This window comes from Micromonospora sp. WMMD1120 (assembly GCF_029626235.1).
Lineage (GTDB): Bacteria > Actinomycetota > Actinomycetes > Mycobacteriales > Micromonosporaceae > Micromonospora.
Window position 1 is genome coordinate 6917839 of sequence record NZ_JARUBO010000005.1, and the last position, 18563, is coordinate 6936401.

Genomic DNA, 18563 nt, shown 5'->3' on the forward strand with positions numbered 1-18563 from the left:
GGCGCTGGTCACTGAGGGTAGTGCCCGGCGGGGTGTCGGATGAGATTCGCCGGTGGTCAATCATGCTTGACCACCGGCACGTCAAACGTTGCACGTATGCAACACACTGGTGTCCGAGGGGGGACTTGAACCCCCACGCCCTATACGGGCACTAGCACCTCAAGCTAGCGCGTCTGCCATTCCGCCACCCGGACCTGCTCGTCCAGCCTACCTCGCCGACCAGATGATCATTCGATCCGATGGTCGGCACGGCGGGCCGCACGGGGAGTTACTGTACACGCCGCTGGTGGATCATGCACATCGCCTTCCGCTGCTGTCTCGGCGACACAGATATCGCTGGTCACGGCCCCGTGATCGACCCGACTGATGCGCCGCCGCCGCGTGTCCGGGTAGCGTCCGGCGGCCTCTGCCGGCAGCATGGCCCCGTGTCCCATCCCTCTCCTCTGGCAGCCGCCCAGCACCGAGCCCTCGCCCTGCGCGCCGCGGGCGATCTCAGCGCCGCCCGGCACCTGCTCGCGGAGGCCGTCGAATTCGCTCCCCCGCCCTATGGCGCCGATCACCCCGAGGTGCTGCACACCGCGCATCTGCTGGCCCGGCTGCACCGGGAGGGGGACGACCCCCTCGCCGCCCGCCGGGTGCTGGAGGAGGCGTTCGCGGCGGGCGAGCGGAGGTGGGAGCACTCCGACCCGGTGCTGCTCGCGCTCGCGTTCGAGTTGGCCGAGGTGGCGGAGGAGTTGGGCAACCGCCATGAGGCCCGCCGCAACTACACCCGGGTCGCGACCGCCGGGCCCGCCGCGCTCGGCGAGGACCACCCGACGGTACGCGCCGCCCGCGCCTACCTCGGCCTGCCCACCTCGGCGGCGGGCCAGCGCGCTGCCGATCCTCCAGCGAGCCCGGCCGCCGCGGCGGTCGAACCCGACGTCCGGGCGGCGCTGTCCGGGCCCACCCTGTCGATGGCGACCCTGGCCGCGATGCGACCCTCCGCCGCTGGTCCACCGGCCGCCGCCTCATCCTGGGCGCCGCCGCATCCGCCGGCCACGCCCCGGACAACCCCTCCGGCGGTACGCGCACCGGCGACCCCCGCGCCGGGGGTTCCCGCCCCGCCGCCCACCAGCCCCGGCGCAGCGGCCCCGCGCTCCCCGATGGCGCCGGTGCCACCTTCGTCCGCACCGGTCAGGCCCACCCATTCCGGCGCGCCGACGGTCGCGCCGACGGGCTCTCGCGCCGAGCACCCCCCGGCCCCGCAGCCGCCACGCCAGCACACCGACCAACCCACGCCGCAACCCGGGACGCCACCGCACCCTCGCGTCGGTGCGGACCCGACCGGGAGAACGTCACTGGCGGTCGGAACCGCCGAGCGGTCGCCGGCGGGTACGCTACCGCCCCGTCAACCCGGTCCGGAGCGATCGCCCGAATCCACGGGACCGGCGCCCGGGCCGAGGGTTGCCGGTTCGCCGGCTGCGACCACGCCACGGCCGCAGTCCACGGCTGCGGCGCCACGGCAGCGAGTGGGTGGCGCGACGACGCCCCCGGTTGCCGACCCACCGGTGCTGCCGACGGCGCCAGCCGCGCCGGCAGCTCGTTGGGACAACCCGACCGTCCAGGTTCAGCAGATCGAACCACTGCTCGCCGAGGAGGCCGCCCGCGCCGCGACCCCGCCGACCGCGCCGAGCGAGTCGCACACCGCGTCCGGCGTCACCCCGGCCGCACCGGACCGGTCCTCCCCGAGCGGTTCCCGTCCGGGGCCGGCGCAACCGGTGAGCGGACCACCGGCCCACCCGGTCAGCGCACCACCCACTCCCCCGACGTCGATCTCCGCGCCCCCAGGTGATCACGCAGCGCCGATCTCCGGCCCGCCCGGCTACCACCATCCGGTTTCGGCACCACCTGGCTACCACCCGCCCGTCTCGGGGCCACCCGGTTACGTCCACCCCGTCTCCGGCCAGCCCGGCCACCACCCACCCGTCTCCGGCCAGCCCGGCCACCACCCACCCGTCTCCGGCCAGCCCGGCCACCACCCACCCGTCTCCGGCCAGCCCGGCCACCACCCACCCGTCTCGGGACCGCCCGGCTACACCTACCCAGTTTCCGCGCCGCCCGTCTCCGGACCGCCGGTCTCGGCGCCGCCCGTGAGCGCACCGCCGGTCTCGGCGCCGCCCGTGAGCGCACCGCCGTGGGGCCTGACCGCGCCGCCCTGGAGCGGCAGCGCCCCACCACAACCACTGCCCGCAGCGGCTTCCGATCCCGCCGAGCCGGCCACGGTGGACCCGCGCGGCACGGACGGTGACTCCGGGCTGGGCCTCCTCGACACCACGGCGACCGTGGCGCGGCAGGCTCCGGTCGACCAGACCGAGGTGATCCCGGTCGTCGCGACGAGCGATGGCCCGGGCACTGTCGAGGCTGTCGGTGGTCAGTTCACTGTCGGGCAGCCGGGTTCGACGACGCCGGCCTGGTCGCCGGGCGCCACCCCGCCACCCGCACCGACCGCGCCGCGGATGGTTGCGCCGCACCACCAGCCGGTGCCGCAGCACCACCCGGTCCTGACGTCGTACCCGGGTCAGGACCCGTACCGCACGGCGTACACCGAGGGGAGCGGTTCGAACGGCCGCGACCGGACGGTGCTGGTCGGCGCGATCGCGGCGGTCGGGGTGGCCGTCGTGGCGGTGGCCGGCCTCGGCGCGGTGGTGTTGACCCGCGACGACCCGCCGCCGGCGCCGCCCGCTCCGACAGCGGCGGCGGCGCCGACGGCGGCCGGGCCTCCGCCGGGGGACCTCAGGCTGCGCGACGAGTCGGCAACGATCACGCTGAGCTGGACGGACCCGACGAACGGTGGGGTGCCGTTCATGGTCGCCGCCGGTCGGGCCGGGCAGGCGCTGGGCGTGATCGCCACCGTGGACCCGGGACGGACCACGCACACTGTCAACGGGCTGAACTCGCGAGTGGACTACTGCTTCACCGTGCTGGCTGTCTACTCGACTGACAGCTTTGCGACTTCCGGGCAGGTCTGCACCACGCGGGAGGACACCGCCGGGTCGGGCGGCGAGCCGTCGGGTCGGCCGTCGCCGCGCTGAACCGCGCCCAACCGGACCGACCCGGGGGCTGAGCTGGGCGTCCACAACGCACACGCTCGGTATCCACAGGGGTGACGGTGCGGGTTTCCCCGGCACCGGCAGCGCCATATGATGGCACCCGGCTCAGGGGAGGGGTCGCCGCGAGGCGTACGCCACCTGCCACGACTTACGGGAGGCAGCCGGCTGTGGCCAGCATCGACGACGCCGTACGGACCGACGCCACACGCTCCCGGTCGCGGCTTCGCGGCGGGCTGGTGACCGTCGGCACGGTGGCCGCGCTGCTGGCCGCCATGGGGTTGACGGTCCTCGGGCTGGGCGCCGCGGACAACGCGGTGGCCAACTACGACGCGAGTTCCTGGCTGTGGAGCGCGGCGCGCAGCGAGTTGGCCCGGGTCAACGGGGTCACCGCGCGGGTGGACACCCGCACCGAGATCCCGGCGGCCCGCCAGCACCCGATGCAGGTCACCCAGACCGACCGGCTGCTGCTCCTGCGCGATCTGCAAACCGGGCAGGTCAGCTCGCTGGACCTGGCCACCCTCCAGCTCGGCGCGACCACCCCGACCACCCCCGGCCTGGGCGTCAGCGTCGCGCTGCACGAGGATTCGGCGTTCGTCGTCGACGCCGTGCAGGGCATCGTGCGCCAGCTCGACCCGCGATCGCTGACGCCGGTCGGCGAGCCGGTGCGTTATCCGCCGGGCATCACCGGCGGCACGTTCGACGGCGAGGGCCGGCTCTGGATCGCGGTGCCCAGCGAGGGCACCGTCTCGGCGATCACCGCCGCCACGCTGCCGTCCGCGCCGGCCTCGGCCCCGGGCGCCGGGCTGAGCCCGGAGAAGGTCGCGTCGTACGACGTCGCCGAGCCCAGCCACGAGCTGGTGGTCACCGCTCTCGACGACGGTGTGGCGGTGCTCGACCGCACGGCCGGAAAGCTGGTGCGGGTGCAGCGCGGCGAGGTGCGCCCGACGCCGTTGACGCTGCCGGGCCCGGCGGAGATGCCGACGCGCACCAGCGGGCCCCGGGTTCCGGTCACGGTGACCGCCGAGCGGCGGGTGCTGCTGGTGGGTGACGGTGGTCAGGAGAGCACGTTCACGGTGCCGGGCGAGGGCAACCGGCTCAGCCCGGCGGTGGCCTGGGCCGACCGGTTCTACTGCGCCGACGAGGCCACCGGCACCATCTACTCGTTCGACGCGGGTGGTCGGCTGGTCGAGACCATCAAGGGTCGGGCCAACGGGCCGTTGGAGCTTGAGGTCCGGGAGAACCACCTGTTCATCAACTCCCCCGACGCGTCGACCGCCCGGGTGGTGGACGACAAGCACCAGGTGCGCGAGGTCAACAAGTACGCCAACGACGTGCTCGGCGGCGACCCGCCGCCGGTCCCCCCGCCGCCGCCACCGCCCAAGAAGCCCCGGGTGGGTAAGCCGAGCGCGCCGCGCAGTGTGACCGCCGCCGCCGGCAACGCGCAGGCGCGGGTGAGTTGGCGGCCGGCCGCCGCCAACGGCGCCGAGATCATGAAGTACGTGGTGGAGGGCGCCGGCAAACGCCTGGAGGTGGGCGCGAACCAGCGCGCGGTGGAGATCAAGGGTCTGACCAACGGCGAGACCTACCGGTTCGCTGTGCACGCGGTGAACGCCAAGGGTGCGGGTCCGCCGCGTAACAGCAACCCGGTGACGCCGACCGCCGCGGTGCCCGACCCGCCGGCGAGCGTGACCGCCGAGGCGCGACCGGACGGCACGGTGCTGGTCAGGTGGCCGGCGGCGAACGGGCAGGGCAACACCATCGCGAGGTACGCGGTGACGGCCAGCTCGGCGGGGACGAACGCCCCGGCTGGCGAGTCGACCAAGACCGAGCTGGTGGTGCCCGCCGGCGAGCTGGAGTTCGGCACCCAGTACGCGTTCACGGTGGTGGCGGTCAACAGCAAGGGCGCCGGTTCGGCGGCGTCCCCGGTGAGCAACACGGTGGTGCCGTTCGCGGCGCCCGGTCGACCGGTCGACCTGCGCGCCGGCACTGTCGCCAACCAACCGGGCGCGATCACCGTGCAGTGGGCGCCGGCCGAGGCCAACGGCCGGCCGGTGACGAAGTACGTGGTGGACGTGGGTGGCCGGGTCAGCGAGGTGACCGAGACCCGTACGACTGTCACCGGGCTGGGCAACGGGCAGAACGTCACGGTGAAGGTGAAGGCGGTGAACGAGGCGGGGCCGGGCCCGGAGGCGACCGCCACCGCGCGTACCGTCGCGCAGCCCCGGGTCACGGTGACCGGCTCGTCGGCCACCGCCACCGGCGCGACGGTGACGTTCACAGTGGACGCCGGTGGTGGTCAGGCCACCTGTTCGTTGAGCACGACGGGTGAGCCGGCGAAGGCGGGCGCGTGCTCCAGCATCACGATGACCGGGCTGACGCCGGGCACCAACTACACCTTCACCGTGACGGCGAGCAACGCCGCCGGCAAGGGCACCGCGACGAGGGCGCAGAAGACCCAACCGCTGTACGGGATCGCGACGTGCCGCAACGGAGCGTCCGGACCGGAGGCGACCTACTGCTCCCGCGAGATCCCCGACGAGCGCAACGGCAACGAAATCTTCTCGGTCCCCCGGCAGGACAACGACAAGCAGGTCGGGTGGGTGCCCAACGGGCGTCGGTTGGAGACGTTCTGCAAGAAGAAGGGCGAAGAGGTCTACGCCTACATCTACAACAACGACAAGCGCAGCACCTGGTGGGTGCAGGTCAACTTCGAGGGGAAGAACTACATCCCCTGGGCCTGGCTCAATCTGGAGGGCGGCGACAACATCAACGTCCTGCCCACCTGCTGAGCCACCAGGCGAGGAGCACCACCGACCGTGAACACCCACGAGCCGCTCACCCAGCCGGAGGTACAGGGTTTCGCCGCCCTGGCCGCCCGGCTGGCCGAGAACGTCAACGCGGTGGTGCTCGGCAAACCGCAGGTGGTGCGGCTGGCGCTGACGGCGCTCTTCGCCCAGGGTCACGTGCTCCTGGAGGATGTGCCCGGGGTGGGCAAGACGACCCTCGCCCGGGCCATCGCGGCCACGGTGAAGGGTCAGTGGCGGCGCATCCAGTTCACGCCGGACCTGCTGCCCTCGGACGTGTCCGGCGTGACCATCTTCAACCAGGCGAGTAGGGACTTCGAGTTCCATCCGGGGCCGGTCTTCGCCAACATCGTCATCGCCGACGAGATCAACCGGGCGTCGCCGAAGACCCAGTCGGCGCTGCTGGAGGTGATGGAGGAACGCACGGTCACTGTGGACGGGGTGCGGCATCCGGTGCCGTCGCCGTTCCTGGTGGTGGCCACCCAGAACCCGGTGGAGATGGACGGCACCTACCGACTGCCCGAGGCGCAGTTGGACCGCTTCCTGGTGAAGCTGTCCGTCGGCTACCCGGACGAGGCGGTCGAGGTGGAGGTGCTGCGCGGCGCGACGGTGCGCTCCCCCGAGGCGTTGGCTCCGGTGACCGACACCGCCACCGTCGGGGAGATGGTGCGGATGGCCCGGCGGGTGCACATCGCCGAGCCGCTCTACGCGTACGCGGTCCGGCTGGCCGCCGCCACCCGCAGCCACCCGCAGGTGCGGGTCGGGGTCAGTCCGCGAGGTGTGATCGCGTTGACCCGGGCGGCGTGCGCGTACGCGCTGATCGACGGTCGAGGTTGGATCATGCCGGAGGATCTGAAGGCGTTGGCGGAGGCGGTGTTCGCGCACCGGTTGCTGCTCACGCCGGACGCCCAGGTGCGCGGGTTGACGGCGGCGGAGGTGCTGCGCCAGGCCATCGGCTCGGTGCCGGTGCCGCTGCCGTCGGGGCAGCCCGCTCCGGTGCAGGGCTGACCGGCCGCGACACGATGGGGATCACCGCCCGTGGCGCCGGGCTGCTCGTCGCCGCCGTCGTGCTGCTGGTCGCGGGTTTCCGGTTCGCGTACCCCGAGTTGACGTTGCTCGGAGCGGCGGCCGGCGCGGCCGTCGGCTACGCCGCGCTGGTGGCGGCGTGGCGGCCCCGGCTGACGGTGACCCGGCGGGCCGATCCGGACCGGGTGGCGCGCGGCGAGCCGGCGAGCATGACACTGACGGTGCGCAACGCCGGCCGGCTGCGCTCGGCGAACCTGCTGGCCGAGGATCGGTGCGGCGATCGGAGCGTGCCGGTGCCGGTGCTGCGGCTGCGGCCCGGCCGGGACACCGAGGTCCGCTACGACGTGCCGACCCACCGCCGGGGGGTGGTGCAGGTCGGGCCGCTGCGGGTGACGCGGCGCGACCCGCTGGGGTTGGTGGCGCTGGCCCGCCCGTACGGGGCGTCGGTGCCGGTCTGGGTGCACCCGCGCGTCCACCCGTTGACGGCGGTGCCCACCGGCGCGGGGCGCAGCCTCGACGGGCGGCGGGACGGCGTCCCGCACGGGTCGATCACGTTCGACTCGCTGCGGGAGTACGTGGTCGGTGACGAGCTGCGCCGGGTGCACTGGCGGACCAGCGCCCGGGTGGGTGAACTGATGGTGCGGGAGAACGTGGACACGAGTCTCCCGCGCCTGGTCGTCCTGCTGGACAATCGTGCCGCCGCGCACCCGCACCGTTCCGGCGCGGTGGCCGAGTCGTTCGAGTCGGCCTGTGAGGCGGCGGCGTCGGTCGTCACCGCCGCGCACCGCGCCGACCTGCCGGTGCTGTTGCTCTTCGTCGCCCCGGAGCCGACGCCGCCGGGCGACACGGAGAGTCCCGACGGAGAGGCCGACGCGAACCGGGCGCTCGGACCGCTGGACCGGCTCGCCGCCGCCGAGTTGTCCGCGGGGGCCGGCACGGTCCAGGCGGCCACCACCCGGCTGCGGCAGGACCGCCTCGGCGACACGCTGATCTTCCTGACCGGGCCGGGTGGCCGGGACGAGCTGGGGCACGTCGGCGCGCTGCGCGGGGCGTACCCGTCGGTGGTGGTCGGGGTGTTCGGCGCGACCGAGCCGACGCCGCCGGGCGCCGCCGGCCTGGTGGTCGTCGACGCGGCGGACGGCGCGCAGTTCGCGGCCGAGTGGGACGGGGTCCGCCGGTGGTGACGCACGTCGTGCGCGTGGCGCGGGCGGCGGTGGTCCCGCTCGCGCTGATCGGGATGACGGCGCTCGCCGGGGTGGTGCTCGGCCGGGTGTACGCGGGTGGCCTGCTCAGCTGGCTGGTCATCGGTGCGGCGGCCGGGTCGGTGCTGGTCAGTGTGGCCGCCCGACGGTTACCGTCCTGGCTGGTGGCGCCGGTGTCGATCGCCGCGATGGCCGGCTGGACCCTGGTGTCGCTGCGTCTGGCCGCCACCCAAGCCGCGCTGCCGGGCAGCCTGCTGGAGGTCACCGCCGACGCCGCCCGCAACGCCATTCCCCGGCTGCTCACCGCGCTGATCCCGGTGGAGCCCACACCGGACACGGTGCTGGTGCCGGTCGTCGCCACCTGGCTGGCCGGGCTGACCGGGTCGGAGGTGGCGCTGCGCGCCGGCCGGGTGCTGCTGGGCTACCTGCCGGCGGCGGGGCTCTACGTCGCCGCCCTCTACGTGGTGGGCCCGAACGCCGAACCGGCGGTGGGGGCGACGCTGGTGTTCGTCGCGGTCGCGGCGGTCGGCCTGGCGGCCTCGTCCGCCACCGCGCCGACCGGCGGCGATCCGACCAGCGAGTTGCCCTCCCGGGTGCGCGCGGCGGTCCGGCTGCGGTTGGCCGGCGGCGCGGCGCTCGGGGTGGCGCTGGTGGTGGGGCTGGTCGCGGCGCTCGGTCCGGTCGTCGCCGACCAGGTCGACGGTCGGCCGGTGGACCCACGTCGGTACGTGGAGCCGCCGCAGGTGCAGACGCTCGACGAGAACCCGTTGATCCGGATCTCCGGGTGGGCGCTGCACCCGGAGCAGAAGCTGCTCGACGTCAGCACGGAAGGCGCCAGCACGGAAGGCGTCAGCACGGAAGGCGTCAGCACGGAGGGCGCCAGCACGGAGGGCGCCGCCACCGGTGCTACCCGCATCCGGTTGGCGGTGCTCAGCGACTACGACGGGGTGACCTGGCGGGTCGGCGCGACGTACCGCAACGCGGGTCGGATCCTGCCGGCCGGCGCGGTGGCACGGGACAGCACCGTGACGACGGTCCGGCAGCAGATCACCGTCGCGGAGTTGAGTGGTCGGCTGCTCCCGGCGGTGGCGACACCCCGGGAGGTCAGTGGCGCACGGGTGGCGTACGACCCGGCGAGCGGGACGTTGATCCGGCCGGAGGGGCTGACGCCGGGGCTGCGGTACGCGGTCACCTCCGCCGCGGAGCGCCCGGACGAGAATCTGCTGCCGACCGCCAACGTGCCCGCCGGCGAGGAGGTGGCCCGGGTGCTCCGGGTCGCCGACGGCGCGCCCGACCCGATGCGCCGGCTGGCCGCGCAGCTCGCCGAGGAGAACGGCGCGCCGTTCGCGCGGGCGTCCGCGATCGAGCAGTTCCTGGCCGAGCACTACCGGGTGGTGGCGGACGCGCCGAGCGGGCACGCGTACCCGAATCTGGGTTTCTTCCTCTTCGGTCCCCGCGGCGGCGGTGGCCAGGAGGGGACATCGGAGCAGTTCGCGGCGGCGTTCGCGGTGCTCGGCCGGCTCTCCGGGTTGCCGACCCGGGTGGTGGTGGGTTTCCGGACCACCGGGCAGGGGCCGGTGCTGGCGGGTGACGCGTCCGCCTGGCCGGAGGTGCTCTTCGACGGGTTGGGCTGGGTGCCGTTCAACCCGCTGCCGCAACCGGACGACGAGCCCCGGCCGGTGGAGGAGGATTTCCGCGAGAAGCCGGAGGACCCACCGCCGTCGGAGGCGCCGGCGCCCACGGTGGAGCCGAGCGCGTCCCCCGAGCCGGTCGCCGCTCCCGGTGGACCGTCCGGCGGTGGTGGGGTTTCCACACCGGTGCTTGTCGCCGGCGGCAGCGGCGGTCTGCTGCTGGTGCTGGGGGCGGTGCTGTTCGCCCTGGTCGCGATGCGCCGCTCGCTCACCCGCGCCCGGTTGGGCCGGGGCGACCCCGGCCAGCGCATCGCCGGCGCCTGGCGGGAGGTCACCGACGCGCTGCGCCTGGCCGGGCGGCCGGTCGGTGGGGACCTGGCGGCCACCGAGGTCGCCGAGCAGGCACGACAGGCCCTGCTGGCCGCTCGTCGGGAACGCTCCGGCGCGCCGGCCGACAGCGCCGGTGGCGGCGACGGGCCGGTTCCCGTGGTCGACGAGTTGGCGGGCCTGCTCAACCAGGTGGCCTTCGCGCCCGGCACCGCGACGGCCGACCAGGCTGAGCGCGCCGGTGCGGTCGCCACCGCCTACGTGGCGGGTCTGCGTGCCGCCCGCCCGTGGTGGCGTCGGCTGCTCTGGTCGGTCCACCCCGGTCCGCTGCGCCGCCGCTGAACCCGCCCCGTCGTCAGCCGTCGCGGGCGGGCGTCGTCGCCCAGGACGGACGCCAGGTCGCCGCCGGCAGTGGCGGCAGGTCGGCGAGATGCTTGATGATCGGCCGCAGTCCCGGGTGCGGGTTCGTCCGGCGCAGCAGGAGGTTGATCGGGTACGCGAGCGCCGGCTCGACGATCGGGATGCGCCGCAGGTCGTGGTTGGTCGGCCAGAGGTAGCGGTCGCGTGCCCCGACCAGTGTCGCCACGGTCGCGGACTCGGCGAGGGTGTCCAGCAGCACCTCGTCGCCGAAGTGCGGGCCGGCCGCGTCGACGCGCAGGTCGAACTCGGTGACGAGCTGGTCGTAGAACTCCGCCCACTCGCTGCCCGGCGCGATGCCCGGCACCCAGATCCGGTACGTCCGGAGCTGGGCCGGGGTGAGTGCGCGCGCGGCGGCGAGCGGGTGTCGGGGGCCGACGAGGAGTTCCAACGCGGAGTCGAACGCGGGGATCATCCGCACCTCGGGCGGCAGGGCGGCCGGGTCGGTGACGGTGCGGAACGAGGCGTCGAGGTCGCCGGACTCGACGGCGGCGGCCACCACACGTGGATCGGTGGCCTTGAGCGTCACCACGTCGAGGTTGCTGCCCGGATGGGACCGCCAGTACTCGTGCAGGATCACCGCCTGCGCGCTGCGCAGGCCGAGGACGTCGATCCGCAGGGCCCGGGAGCCCGGCCGGACCGCGGCGACGGCACGATCCAGGCCCGCGACGACACTCCGGGCGTGCGGGAGAAACGCCTGGCCGTCGAGGGTCAGCTCCACCCCTCTGGGGGTACGGGCGAACAGCCGGACCGCCAACTCGCGCTCCAGGACCGCGATGCGCTTGGAGATCGCCTGCTGCGTCACGCCCAACTCGGCGGCGGCCTGTTGCAACTGACCGAGGTCGGCAGCCCGGACGAACGATCGCAACCCCTCGGTGTCCATCCGGCGATCGTACGGGGGTACAACCGCTGGTTGTGGCACGCCGAGCAGCCCGTTGTTTGCCAGCGGGCCGGCGTCGCTGCTGTGCTGCCGCACCGGCGACGTGTTGGCGCGAGGGGGTCACGTGGGCGTGCGGATGGGAGCGGACTTCGGGTGGCTGTGGTCGGCGTACGCCGTCAGCACGTACGGCACCTGGCTGGCCTTCGGGGCGTTTCCGCTCCTCGCGGTGCAGGTGCTGCACGCGTCGACGTTCGAGGTCTCGCTGCTGGCGGCCACCGGCCTGGCCGTCGCCGCTGTCGTGGCGGTCCCGTTCGGCCCGTGGGTGGAGCGCCAGGCGAAGCGGCCGGTGCTGATCGCGATGGATCTGGTCCGGTTCGCCGCCACGGCGACCGTTCCGATCGCGTACCTGGTCGGGTTCCTGTCGTACGGTCAACTGCTGGTTGTGTCGGTGCTCTGCGGCACGGCGGGCATCGCCGCCACGGCCGCCTCCGGCGCGTACCTGAGACAGCTCGTCCCCACGGACCGCCTGCTCGTCGCCAACGGACGGCTCGAAGGCACCCTCTGGGTGGCGACGGCGGTGGGACCACCGGTCGGCGGCGCGTTCGTCGGGCTGCTCGGCCCGGTCGTCACCGTCGCCGCCGACGCCGTCAGCTACCTGCTGTCCGCGCTCGCGGTGCGGCGCATCCGGGGCGGCGACTTCGCGACCCCCCGCGACCGGGCGGACGGGATGCGCGCCGCCGACCTGCTCGACGGCTGGCGGTTCGTCCTGCGCGACCGTGTCCTGCGGCGGTTGTTCCTGAACACGGTCGCGGTGAACGGTCTGATCATGGCCACCGGCCCGCTGCTGACCGTCCTCCTGCTCGACCACTACGGCTTTCCGGCCTGGCAGTACGGCCTCGCCTTCGGCGTGCCGGCACTCGGCGGCTTCGTGGGCGCCCGCCTCGCCGCCCGACTCGCCGACCGCTACGGGCGGCACCGCACGCTGCTCGTCTCCGGCTGGCTGCGCGCGATCGTCCCGCTCGGTCTCGCGTTCACCCAGCCTGGCACCGCCGGGCTGGTCACCGTGGTCCTCGTCGAGGGCCTGCTGATCGCCTGCATCGGCGTCTTCAACCCGCTCGCCGCCACCGAACGCCTCCGCCGCACCCCGGACCAGCACACCGCGCGGGTCCTCACCGCCTGGAGTGTCAGCGGCAAACTCGCCCAGGCCACCCTCATGGCGGTCTGGGGAGTCCTCGCCACCCGCACCGGCCCGCTCACCGCCATCACCATCGCCGCGGTCCTGCTCCTGCTCACGCCACCGCTGCTGCCCCGCGCCGGCGCAGCGGCACCAGGCGATGGCGGCGGGGTCGCCCCCGGTCAGGCGGTCAGCCGGCGGACGAGCTTGCGCATGCCCGCCTGCCAGCCGTCCGGGTCCTCCGCACGGCGACGCGCGTAGTCGGCGACCTCGGGATGCGGCAGGATCAGGAACCGCTCCTCGGCCAGCCCGGCGACGGCCGCGTCGGCGACCTGCTCCGGGGTGAGGACCGCGCCGGAGGCGGCGATCACCCATGCGCCGAGGTGGCCCTCGGCGATGCCGTCGGCGAGCATGGGCGTGTCCACCCCCTGCGGACAGAGGGCGCTGACCCGGATCCCCCGGTCCCGGTAGGTGATCGCCAGCCACTCGGCGAAACCCACCGAGGCGTGTTTGGTGGCGGTGTACGCGGCGTCGCCGACGGCGGTCAGCACCCCCGCCGCCGAGCAGGTGTGCAGCAGGTGCCCGCCGCCGCGGGCGAGCATGCCGGGCAGCACCGCACGGGTCGAGTAGACGTGGGCGAGCACGTTCACCCGCCACGCCCGCTCCCAGCCTGCGTCGTCGACCTCCACTCCCCCTCCGGTGGTCACCCCCGCGTTGGCGCAGAACAGGTCGATCCGGCCGTACCGCCGCTCGGTGTCGGCCACCAACGCGCGGACCTGCTCCTCGTCGGTGACGTCGAGGGCGGCCGGGCGCGCGACCGGGCCGATGCCCTCGGCCACCGCGCGGGCCGCGTCGGCGTCCAGGTCGGCGACCACCACCGCGGCGGCACCCTCTGCGGCGAAGCGGCGGGACAGCGCCGCGCCGATGCCACCGGCACCGCCGGTCACCACCACGACCCGGTCGGTCAGATTCACGCGGCCGCCTCCACCACGTCGACGCCCAACCGGGCGATGAGGTCGAGCAGCGCCTCCGCGCCGCCCTCGGCGACCTCGGGGGTCGGCAGCAGCGCGAGCACCGGCACGTCGACGCCGGCCTCGGCGTAGCAGCGCACCTGGTCGCGGCACCGCTGCGGCGACCCGTGCAGCACCAGCGCGTCGACCACGTCGTCCGGCACCGCCGCGCCGGCGCCGCGCCGGTCGCCGGCGGCCCAGGCCCGCCACATGGGCGCGAGCACCTCGTCGCGGCCGAGCCAGCGGTGGAACTCGGCGTACGCCGGGACGGTGAGGTAGCTGGTGATGAGCCGGCGGCCCAGCGCGCGGGCGTAGCTGGCGTCCTCGGTGGGGCAGACGAAGATCCGGGCGGCGACCTCGAAGCCGGAGCGCCGCTGGCCCAGCTCGGCGAGGGCCTGCGGGACGTCGTCGGCGCCGAGCCAGTTGAGGATGACCCCGTCGGCCTCCGCGGCGGCCAACCGGAGCATCCCCGGGCGCAGCGCGGCGAGCAGGATCGGCGGCGGCACCGCCGGTGGCCGCTCCAGCGTGAACCGGCGGACGGTGAACGTGTCGAAGGCCCCGTCGACGGTTTCGCCGTTCAGCGCGGCGCGCAGGAAGCGCAGCACGTCGCGGGTCCGCCGGAACGGCTCCTCGAACGGCACCGCGTTCCAGTCCCGCACGAGCACGGGCGAGGACGCGCCGATGCCGAGCGCGAACCGGCCCGGCGCGGCCTCGGCGACCGTCGCCGCGCTCATCGCCAGCAGCCCGGGGCCCCGGGTGAAGACCGGCGCGACAGCGGTGCCGAGCCGCAGCCGGGGCTGCCAGGCCGCGGCGAGCGCCAGCGGGGTGAACGCGTCGGTCCCGGCGACCTCGGACGACCACACGTCGGTGAACCCGGCTCGGTCGAGGGCCGCGTAGACCGTGTCGTGCTGCGCCAGCGCGATCCCGCCCAGCGGCACCGTCATGCCCCATCGATTCGTCACCGGTCGATCGTGCCCGTTGACGGGGCGCCCGAGCAAGATCCGCGCACTGGGCAGAATCGCCGGTTTTTGCCGGTGCGCGCCGACCGGGGGTGTTACGACTGCGAGGTGAACCGGACCGACCGCGCAGGCCGCTGACCATGCATTCCAGGGCGTCAGGACACCTGGAGCCGGTCCCCGGGGCGGCCACGCCGGGCCGGGCCACCTTCCTGGAGCTCTTCTTCGACCTGGTGTTCGTCTTCGCGCTCACCCGGATCTCGGCCCGCGCCTTCGAGAACCTGGCCCAGGACCCGGGCCGCCACGACGTCTGGGGCGCGGTCACCGGCGGCGGCAAGACACTGCTGTTGCTGCTCGCGCTCTGGGCGGTCTGGCAGGGCACGGCGTGGACGACGAGTCGGTACGACCCGTACCGGGTGCCGTTGCAGGCCGTGGTGATCACCGCGCTGGTGTGCAGCATGCTGATGGGGGTCGCGATCCTCCGGGCGTTCACCGAGACCGCGCTGATGTTCGCTGTGGCGTACGTGATCGCCCAGTTGAGCCGGCCGGTGATCCTGTTGTTCGCGTTGGGTCCGCACCCGTACCGCCGGTTGAAGGCACGGATGGCGGTGGCCTACGCCGTCAGCGGAGTGCTGTGGGTCGGCGGGGCGCTGTTGTCGACCAACGCGCAGGTGGTGCTCTGGTCGACGGCGTTGGCGTTCGAGTACCTGGTGGCCCGCTGCGGCTGGCCGGTGCCGGGTCTGGGTCGCTCGAAGATCTCCAGGTGGGAGATCGCCGGAGAGCACCTGGCCGAGCGCTACCAGCAGTTCTTCCTCGTCGCTTTGGGCGAGACGATCCTGGTGGCGGGTTTCGCCTACAGCAAGGGTCCGTACGAGGCGGGGCACGCCTGGGCGTTCGCGCTCGCGCTCGCCACCTCGATCATGCTGTGGCGGATCTACATCCAGCGGGCCGGGCAGGTCCTGGGCGAGGCGGTCACGATGGCCCGGCACCCCGCCACCATCGGCCGTTCGGCGGCCGACACCCACCTGGTGATGGTGATCGGTCTCGCGCTCACGGCGATCGGCTACGAGCTGATCATCGAGGACCCGCTGGAGCGCGTCTCCGGGCCCTGGCTGGTCGTGGTGCTCGGCGGTCCGGTCCTGTTCCTGGCCGGGCGGGCCCGGCTGGAGTACGAGGTCTTCGCCCGCGTCTCCCCGTCCCGCTGGATCGCCCTGCTGGTGTTGCTGGCATCGGCGGTGCCGCTGCTGGCGCTGCCCGGGGTGGTCGCGACAGCGGTCGGGGCGGTGGTGCTGGCCGCGGTCGTGGTGACCGACGCCCGGCGGGCGCGGGGCGCCCCACCGGAACCCGCCGCGCCACCCTTCTGAGCCAGCGACGTGCGGCGATACCCCTCCCGGGCGAGCGGCTGGGGCGTGCGTCAAAGTCCTCGGTCGAGCCGAGGCGGAGTCCGGGCGGCGGTCCGGCAAGGGGCTTTGACGCACGCCCTAGTCTCGGTGGGTGACCTTCTCGCTCGTCGCCCGCTCCGCCGACGGCCGCCGACATGGCGTGGTCGTCGCCAGCAAGTTCCTCGCCGCCGGGGCGTTGGTGCCGGCCGCCGCCGCCGACGTGGGCGCGTTGGCCACCCAGGCGCACGTCAACCTCGCCTACCGCCCGCAGGGCCTCGCGCTGCTGCGCACCGGGGTGGCCGCCGCCGACGTGGTGGCCGGGCTGGTCGCCGCCGACGCGGGACGTGAGCACCGCCAACTCGGCGTGGTCGGGGTGGACGGGCCGGGGGCCAGTTGGACCGGGCCGGCCTGCCACCCGTGGGCGGGCGGCCGGACCGGCGACGGGTGGGCCGCACAGGGCAACATCCTGAGCGGGCCGGAGGTCGTCGACGCCCTCGGTGAGACCTGGCTGGCGGAGTCGGAGCTGCCCTTCGCCGAGCGACTGGTCGCCGCGCTGCGGGCGGGAGACGAGGCCGGCGGTGACCGACGCGGGCGGCAGAGCGCCGGGCTGCTGGTGGTCGAGCGCGGCGGAGGATACGGCGGCACCAGCGACGTGGTGGTCGATCTCCGGGTGGACGACCACCCGGACCCGGTCGCCGAGTTGGGTCGGCTGCTCGCCGTGCACACCATGCTGTTCGGCCGGCCCGACCCGGCCACCCTGCTCGACCTCAGCGGGGCGGTGGCCGCCGAGGTGACCGCGCTGCTGGGCGCGTTGGGCCACCCGGTGACCGACGGCGGGACGGAGGCGGCGTTGACCTCCTGGGCCGGCCTGGAGAACCTGGAGGAGCGACTGGTGCCCGGTCGGATCGACCCGGTGGTGCTCGCCCACCTGCGCGGCGTCGCCCCGCACGTCCCCGCGCCCCGCGCTGACCTGAGGCGGCCCTCAGCGGCAGCGACGACCAGCGAGTGACGGCCACCAGCGCGCGACGGGAACGGCGACCAGCGGCAGCGCCAGCGGGCGTGGGCAGGGTTCAGCGGCCGAAGGAGAGCCAGCGGAAGCCGGCCGCGTCTATCGTGGCCCGCTCCCGACTGATCAGCGCCGCCCGGCCGGTGGTCTTGCGGATCAGCGTCAGCCGGTCCCAGCCCAGGGCGGCAGGCACCGGACGCCCTCCGCTGAGCAGGTCGGCGATCACCTCGGCCGCTGCGGCGGTGAGCCACGGCGGCCGGCCCAGCGCGGCGGCCAGGTCCAGACCGTGCACGCCCACCTCGACGACGCGGGTCCGCAGGAACTCGGTGAGGCTCATCGCGTCGCCGTGCCGGGTCCGCACCAGCCGACCGGGCGGCGCGGCGGCGACGGCGGCGTCGGTGGCCCGCCACGCCCGGTCCAACTCGGCGGCGAGCGCCGAACGGTCCACCTGGAGCGCGTCGCGCCGCCCGCCGGCGATCCGGTCGGCGTCGACCTGCTCGGTGAACTTCGCCCGGGAGAAGTAGCCCGCGGCGTCCACCTCGGCACGCGGCGGCGCGGGCGCGGCCAGCATGTCACTCAGCCGGCCGACACCGGTGCGGACGTGCGCGGTCAGCTCCCGTACGGTCCACGGCGGGCAGTCGGTGGAGCGGTCCAGGTCGGCCTCGGACAGGTCGGCCAGCACCGCCGTGAGCGCCGCGCACTCGGCGGAGAACGCCGCGCGGATTGGCTCCGTCATCCGGGTCAGCCCTTGACCCTGGGCACCAGCCGGTGCACCACGGTGAGCACCAGCGCCATCACCACCGCCATCGTGCCGGCGATCCCGGCGGCGCTGCCCGCGTATCCCACGAACAGCGGGCGGCGGCTCAACTCGGTCGGCCCGAGGTCGCGCAGGTTGATCAGCCAGGCCAGGGACAGCCCGCAGGCGATCAGGGCGAGGACGCCGCCCAGCCCGAGCACCGCCGCCGCGACGCGGTGCGCGTCGCCGGGGGCCACCTCGGCCTGCTCCCGCTGGGTGACCAGCAGGAGCAGCCCGGCCAGCGCCGCCCAGACACCCACCACGAGGTACGCGGCGACGGCGTCGCTGGGCCGGTGCCAGCCGGCGGAGAGGGTGGCGACTCCGGCGACGGCGGCGTAGCTGGCACCGATGAAGGCGCCGACGGCGCGCACCTTGCGCGGCAGCACGAGCACCAGCGCGACCGCCACCGAGGCGGCGACGGTGGTGTGCCCGCTGGGCAGACTGTTGCCCACGGCGGCACGCTCCGGGTCGAGACCGAAGTCGGGTCGGCTCAGTCCGTACTTCAGCAGTTGGGTCGAGACGTTCGCGCCGGCGATCAGCAGGGTGGCGGTGATGGCCAGCGCGATCCGACCCCGGATCAACGCGATGAACCCGATCGTCGCGGTGGCGGCCAGCAGGGAGACCACCGACATCGCGTTGAGGATCCGGTCGACGGGGCCGTCGATGGTGTCCTGCCCGATCCGGTTGCCGGTGAGGGCGACGGTGTCCACCCACTGGCCGATCTCCAGGTGCACCGCCACCCGCCAGACGGCGAGGAAGGCGGCCGTCTGCACAAGGGCCAGTACGACCAACCAGACCGCCGTCCAACCCCGTGCCGTCGCGCGCATCCGCACACCGTAGCGGCAGGTGTCGCCGGTCCGACC

13 protein-coding genes and 1 tRNA gene are annotated in these 18563 nt (G+C 74.5%); 8 read left to right on the forward strand and 6 right to left on the reverse strand.

What is annotated here, in order from left to right:
• Window positions 1-107: 107 nt before the first annotated feature.
• Window positions 108-194: transfer RNA gene (locus tag O7634_RS30910), tRNA-Leu, on the reverse strand.
• 231 nt (window positions 195-425) lie between these two features.
• Between O7634_RS30910 and O7634_RS30915 the strand changes: the two genes are divergently transcribed.
• The 5 genes from O7634_RS30915 (at window position 426) to O7634_RS30935 (ending at window position 10421) form a co-directional block, all read left to right on the forward strand.
• Complete coding sequence (locus O7634_RS30915; protein ID WP_278153664.1) at window positions 426-3071, forward strand: tetratricopeptide repeat protein; 2646 nt, start codon at window positions 426-428, stop codon at window positions 3069-3071.
• A 185-nt stretch (window positions 3072-3256) separates the two neighbouring features.
• Entirely contained in the window at window positions 3257-5878 is a 2622-nt protein-coding gene (locus tag O7634_RS30920) for a fibronectin type III domain-containing protein (protein ID WP_278153665.1), read from the forward strand.
• A gap of 27 nt (window positions 5879-5905) precedes the next feature.
• A complete protein-coding gene (locus O7634_RS30925; protein ID WP_278153666.1) occupies window positions 5906-6901 on the forward strand; it encodes a MoxR family ATPase in 996 nt (331 codons plus the stop codon).
• Window positions 6902-6915: 14 nt separating this feature from the next.
• Window positions 6916-8103, forward strand: a complete 1188-nt coding sequence (locus tag O7634_RS30930; RefSeq protein ID WP_278153667.1) for a DUF58 domain-containing protein — start codon at window positions 6916-6918, stop codon at window positions 8101-8103.
• A gap of 53 nt (window positions 8104-8156) precedes the next feature.
• A complete protein-coding gene (locus O7634_RS30935) occupies window positions 8157-10421 on the forward strand; it encodes a transglutaminase domain-containing protein (RefSeq protein ID WP_278154122.1) in 2265 nt (754 codons plus the stop codon).
• A 13-nt stretch (window positions 10422-10434) separates the two neighbouring features.
• On the opposite strand, the gene O7634_RS30940 is transcribed toward O7634_RS30935, so the two are convergent.
• A complete protein-coding gene (locus tag O7634_RS30940) occupies window positions 10435-11379 on the reverse strand; it encodes a LysR family transcriptional regulator (RefSeq protein WP_278153668.1) in 945 nt (314 codons plus the stop codon).
• A gap of 121 nt (window positions 11380-11500) precedes the next feature.
• Here O7634_RS30940 and O7634_RS30945 point away from each other — a divergent pair, with 121 nt between their 5' ends.
• Complete coding sequence (locus O7634_RS30945; RefSeq protein WP_278153669.1) at window positions 11501-12811, forward strand: MFS transporter; 1311 nt, start codon at window positions 11501-11503, stop codon at window positions 12809-12811.
• On the opposite strand, the gene O7634_RS30950 is transcribed toward O7634_RS30945, so the two are convergent.
• Entirely contained in the window at window positions 12733-13524 is a 792-nt protein-coding gene (locus O7634_RS30950; RefSeq protein ID WP_278153670.1) for an SDR family oxidoreductase, read from the reverse strand. The two genes, O7634_RS30945 and O7634_RS30950, sit on opposite strands and share 79 nt — an antisense overlap.
• Window positions 13521-14504, reverse strand: a complete 984-nt coding sequence (locus O7634_RS30955) for an LLM class F420-dependent oxidoreductase (protein WP_278154123.1) — start codon at window positions 14502-14504, stop codon at window positions 13521-13523. The genes O7634_RS30950 and O7634_RS30955 overlap by 4 nt, the downstream gene beginning before the upstream one ends.
• Window positions 14505-14659: 155 nt before the next feature.
• On the opposite strand from O7634_RS30955, the gene O7634_RS30960 reads away from it, so the two are divergent.
• Complete coding sequence (locus O7634_RS30960) at window positions 14660-15880, forward strand: low temperature requirement protein A (protein ID WP_278153671.1); 1221 nt, start codon at window positions 14660-14662, stop codon at window positions 15878-15880.
• Between the two features lie 130 nt (window positions 15881-16010).
• Window positions 16011-16907, forward strand: coding sequence for a DUF1028 domain-containing protein (locus O7634_RS30965; protein WP_278153672.1), 897 nt, complete (start codon window positions 16011-16013; stop codon window positions 16905-16907).
• 61 nt (window positions 16908-16968) lie between these two features.
• Here O7634_RS30965 and O7634_RS30970 read toward each other — a convergent pair whose 3' ends face one another.
• Entirely contained in the window at window positions 16969-17640 is a 672-nt protein-coding gene (locus tag O7634_RS30970; protein ID WP_278153673.1) for a maleylpyruvate isomerase N-terminal domain-containing protein, read from the reverse strand.
• Window positions 17641-17645: 5 nt separating this feature from the next.
• Window positions 17646-18533, reverse strand: coding sequence for a phosphatase PAP2 family protein (locus O7634_RS30975; RefSeq protein ID WP_278153674.1), 888 nt, complete (start codon window positions 18531-18533; stop codon window positions 17646-17648).
• Window positions 18534-18563: the final 30 nt, after the last annotated feature.